5 protein-coding genes are annotated in these 4,275 nt (G+C 42.6%); all 5 read left to right on the top strand.

Going from position 1 to position 4,275, the window contains the following annotated elements; genetic code table 11:
- The first annotated feature begins 535 nt into the window (after window positions 1-535).
- A complete protein-coding gene (gene hpt, locus ABZA00_RS16460; RefSeq protein WP_372883238.1) occupies window positions 536-1,072 on the top strand; it encodes a hypoxanthine phosphoribosyltransferase in 537 nt (178 codons plus the stop codon).
- Window positions 1,073-1,084: 12 nt separating this feature from the next.
- Window positions 1,085-2,008 carry an ABC transporter ATP-binding protein gene (locus ABZA00_RS16455; RefSeq protein WP_372883237.1) on the top strand — a complete coding sequence of 308 codons (924 nt, stop codon included), beginning with the start codon at window positions 1,085-1,087 and terminating at the stop codon, window positions 2,006-2,008.
- Window positions 2,001-2,771 carry an ABC transporter permease gene (locus ABZA00_RS16450; RefSeq protein WP_372883236.1) on the top strand — a complete coding sequence of 257 codons (771 nt, stop codon included), beginning with the start codon at window positions 2,001-2,003 and terminating at the stop codon, window positions 2,769-2,771. The genes ABZA00_RS16455 and ABZA00_RS16450 overlap by 8 nt, the downstream gene beginning before the upstream one ends.
- Complete coding sequence (locus tag ABZA00_RS16445) at window positions 2,768-3,430, top strand: tRNA (guanosine(46)-N(7))-methyltransferase TrmB (protein ID WP_372883235.1); 663 nt, start codon at window positions 2,768-2,770, stop codon at window positions 3,428-3,430. The genes ABZA00_RS16450 and ABZA00_RS16445 overlap by 4 nt, the downstream gene beginning before the upstream one ends.
- A 123-nt stretch (window positions 3,431-3,553) precedes the next feature.
- Window positions 3,554-4,275 (top strand): protein-methionine-sulfoxide reductase catalytic subunit MsrP (gene msrP / locus ABZA00_RS16440; RefSeq protein ID WP_372883234.1); only part of this gene is annotated, 722 nt, incomplete at its 3' end.

Below are 4,275 nucleotides of genomic sequence, written 5' to 3'. Positions count from 1 at the left end.
TTGCCGACAGGCAAGGGGGCTATGACTACTCGAGCATGGGCAATAAAGAGCTGCCACGCAGTGGCATGCAAATCATGTGATAGTCGGGGCGAGTAGTGCGGCAGCACTGGTTTACGAGCGGGCTAAGCTCCGCGTGCCCTGTAGTGTGCGACAGCACCGTGTCATGAGCGGAGGTGCTCTACACCTCCTGTTCCATCGCCAAGCGCCTAATAAAACGAAAAATCCCTGTTGACTATGTCAGCAGGGATTTTTTCGTTTAAGCGCCGAAGTAATACTGCCTAATATTGTATGTTTAGGACCTTATACCAATCAGATTAATTATCTGATCATTTATGCTTGTTAAAATAAATGCTAGCTAGACATAAAACTACGTTTTAGTCTTTGTTATTGATTTTGCAATTAGAACAACTAGTTACTGCAATCAATGCCTCGCTTTCATTTATTTTTTCTGACGCCTAAACAGATCATTTAATTAATCCAATTGGTATAATATTTAGTGATACAATGATCAGCTATTTTATTAAACGGAGTTTCCATGAATCCTAACCATACTATCACTACCATGATTTCGGAAGAGCGGATTAAACAACGTATCCAGGAGATGGCTGCAGAAATTAATGAACGTTATAAAAATACTGAATCCCTTGTACTTATTGGCTTGTTGCGTGGCTCTGCTATTTTCTTAGCTGATCTGGCCCGATTACTTACCGTACCTGTGATTTTAGATTTTATGACCACCTCAAGTTATGGTAATGGTACAGATAGCTCCGGGGATGTAAAAATATTAAAAGAGCTTGATGAGGAAATTCATGGCCGTGATGTATTGATTGTTGAAGATATTATCGACACAGGATATACACTCTCCAAGATTACAAAAATGCTGCAATTACGCGATCCAAAATCCTTTGCTATCTGCACATTGCTTACTAAACCTTCCCGTAGGGAAGTAGAGGTACAGGTTGCTTGGGAAGGTTTTTCTATTGGAGATGAGTTTGTTGTCGGATATGGCATAGATTACGCTCAGCTTTATCGTAACCTGCCTTATATTGGCTTCGTTAGTTTTAATGATTAAGGCAGAAAAAGCATGTATGCAATTGAATTAAAAGATATCAGAAAGGTATACAAAGGTGGTGTTGAAGCACTAAAGGGGATCTCTCTGCAGGTTAAGAAGGGGGATTTTTACGCACTGCTCGGTCCTAACGGCGCGGGTAAATCCACAACCATCGGCATTATCTCATCACTTGTAAACAAGACTGCAGGCACGGTAAGTGTCTTTGGTTACGATCTGGATACTCAGCTTGAAGCTGCTAAAAGCCAGATTGGTCTGGTACCACAGGAGTTTAACTTTAACCAGTTTGAACCACCGATTCAGATACTGGTCAATCAGGCGGGTTATTATGGCATTAAACGCAAAGAAGCTTTCATCCGCGCTGAAAAATACCTCAGACAATTAGATCTCTGGGGAAAACGCAACGAACCCTCCCGTGAATTATCAGGCGGTATGAAACGCCGTTTAATGATCGCCCGGGCACTGATGCATGAGCCAAAATTATTGATTCTGGACGAACCTACTGCCGGCGTGGACATTGAGGTCCGCCGAACCATGTGGAATTTTTTAAAAAAAATAAACGCACAGGGGGTGACGATTATTTTAACCACTCATTATCTTGAAGAAGCTGAGATGCTGTGTCGTAATATTGGTATTATTGATAAGGGTGTGCTGGTTGAAAATACCAGCATGAAAGAACTGTTGACACGTCTGGACAGTGAAACATTTATTCTCGATATCGATCCTCCTGAAAACACCCCCAGCAGTGAGCATTTTTCGATTGCTAAAATAGATGATAGCACCCTGGAAATAGAGATAAAAAAAGAACAATCGTTAAACAAAGTTTTTGATGAATTAACGGCTCAGGGAATTCGTGTAAACAGTTTACGCAATAAAGCGAATAGATTAGAAGAGTTGTTTGTCGGGCTAGTGGAAAAAGGCAATTTAAATAATGAATAGTAATTATGTTATCGCGTTAAAAAGTATTTGGACAAAAGAGATAACCCGTTTTTTGCGCATTTGGGTGCAGACTCTGGTGCCGCCGGTTATTACAATGAGTCTCTATTTTGTTATCTTCGGTAATTTGATCGGCTCGCGCATCGGAGAGATGAGTGGTTTTAGCTATATGTCTTTTATCGTGCCGGGACTGATTATGATGTCGGTGATAACCAACTCCTATTCCAACGTTGCTTCCTCTTTTTACAGTGCTAAATTTCAGCGTCATGTTGAAGAGTTACTGGTCGCCCCGGTGCCGAACTATATAATCATCCTGGGTTATATTGGCGGCGGAGTTGCCCGTGGTTTAATGGTTGGCTTTTTAGTCACTTGTGTTTCTCTGTTTTTTGTAGACCTGCAGATTCATAATATTCTGGTATTAATATTAAGTGTTGTCTGCACCGCTATTTTATTCTCAATTGGCGGACTGCTGAACGCAATTTTCGCGCGATCTTTTGATGATATCAGTATTATCCCTACCTTCGTGTTAACACCGTTAACCTACCTTGGTGGTGTATTTTACTCTATTAGTTTGCTGCCTGAATTTTGGCAGGGCGTTTCACACTTCAATCCTGTTTTTTATATGATCAATGCCTTCCGTTATGGTTTTCTGGGGATAGCAGATGTTTCAATAGTGTGGTCTTTTTCCGTGATTGGTACTTTTATTGTGGTTTTTTATACCGTTGTGACATTGCTGCTTAAAAATGGTGTGGGGATACGTTCATGAGTGAATCAGGTAATTCAAGAGTCATTATTTCCAATCAGCAGGGCTTGCACGAACAACTGGATGAAATTGTTTTAAAGCATCTTACCCATCCGTTCCGTAAGCCTTATCAGCAGCATACCCTGGATGCTTTTAAAGATTGTGAAAAATGGGTTGAACAACAAGGCAAGCCGATTATCTTTGATTCCTGCTGCGGTGTGGGTGAGAGTACTTATCATCTTGCTCAGCAGCATCCCGAAGCCATTGTCCTGGGAATGGACAAATCAGCTGACCGGTTATCCAGGCATCCGCAATCGGTTGCTGATAACTATCGATTATTACAGGTTAACCTGAATGATTTCTGGCGCTTAGCGGTAGAGGCGGGTTGGCAGTTAAGCCATCATTATCTGCTCTATCCGAATCCCTGGCCGAAGGCCAAACATCTGCAGCGGCGCTGGCATGGCAGTGCGGTTTTTCCTGCCATATTACAACTTGGCGGACAGTTTGAACTGCGCAGTAACTGGTTTACCTATGTGCAGGAGTTTGCCCGGGCATTAGAGCTTGCAGGTCAAAGCTGTGACGTTGCAGAGTATCAAAGCACAACGGCAATTACTCCCTTTGAGCGAAAATACTGGGCAAGCGGGCAGAAGTCATTAAGGTTAACAGCAGACCTTAATAAATAGCGACTTTCCAGTCACCACCCTGATTTAAAAACAGAAATATTTTTCTGTTTTTTTACTTTTTATGAAATTAATTCCCGGTTGCTGTGGTCTATGTTTTTATGATGGACTTTACCGGGGTAGGTTATGCTTATAAAAAAAAGCAGGAAATCAGATCTTAAAGAGTCACAGTTAACCGCTGAAAGCGTTTATCAAAATCGCCGCCTGCTGATTAAAGCACTTGGTTTATCAGCTTTAACACTGCCTTTGGCAAGCAGCGCACAAGCCGGCTTATTTGATCTTTTCAGCGGTAGAAAGAAAGTCAATTACTCTGATTTAAACTTTGAGCGCTCACCGCTCCGACACGCAAAAAATAACCGTTATCAATCTTTAAGCCCCATGACGCCCGAAGAAAAGGTATTGCAGTACAATAACTTTTATGAATTTGGTACGGGTAAAGGGGATCCCGCTTCCTATTCTCAGCAGTTTAAAGTCGATCCCTGGCAGCTGCTGATCGATGGGTTGGTTGATAAACCGCTAACACTTAACTACGAAGATTTATTAAGCCGTTTTGCTATTGAAGAGCGCCTGTACCGGATGCGCTGCGTTGAGGCGTGGTCGATGAATATCCCCTGGTTAGGCTTTAGTCTGGCTTCGCTGCTTAAGCTCGCTTCACCTACCAGCAATGCTAAATACGTGCGCTTCGAAACGCTCTATGATCCCAAGCAGATGCGCGGGCAAGGCTCCCGGCATATTGGCGGCGGAATTGATTACCCTTATGTGGAAGGGTTACGTCTCGATGAAGCGATGAATCCACTGGCACTGTTATCTGTCGGCTTATACGGTAAGACACTTGCTCCGCAAAATGG

The organism is Psychromonas sp., assembly GCF_041586535.1.
GTDB lineage: Bacteria > Pseudomonadota > Gammaproteobacteria > Enterobacterales > Psychromonadaceae > Psychromonas.
Note: the sequence above shows the minus strand (reverse complement) of the source record. Positions and strands in the feature narration are given on the sequence as shown.

What these genes read in the sequence shown, in the direction of transcription:
- ABZA00_RS16450 (WP_372883236.1), top strand. Translation starts at nt 2,001, where the DNA reads ATGAATAGTAATTATGTTATCGCGTTAAAAAGTATTTGGACAAAAGAG.
- hpt (WP_372883238.1), top strand. Translation starts at nt 536, where the DNA reads ATGAATCCTAACCATACTATCACTACCATGATTTCGGAAGAGCGGATT.
- ABZA00_RS16445 (WP_372883235.1), top strand. Translation starts at nt 2,768, where the DNA reads ATGAGTGAATCAGGTAATTCAAGAGTCATTATTTCCAATCAGCAGGGC.
- ABZA00_RS16455 (WP_372883237.1), top strand. Translation starts at nt 1,085, where the DNA reads ATGTATGCAATTGAATTAAAAGATATCAGAAAGGTATACAAAGGTGGT.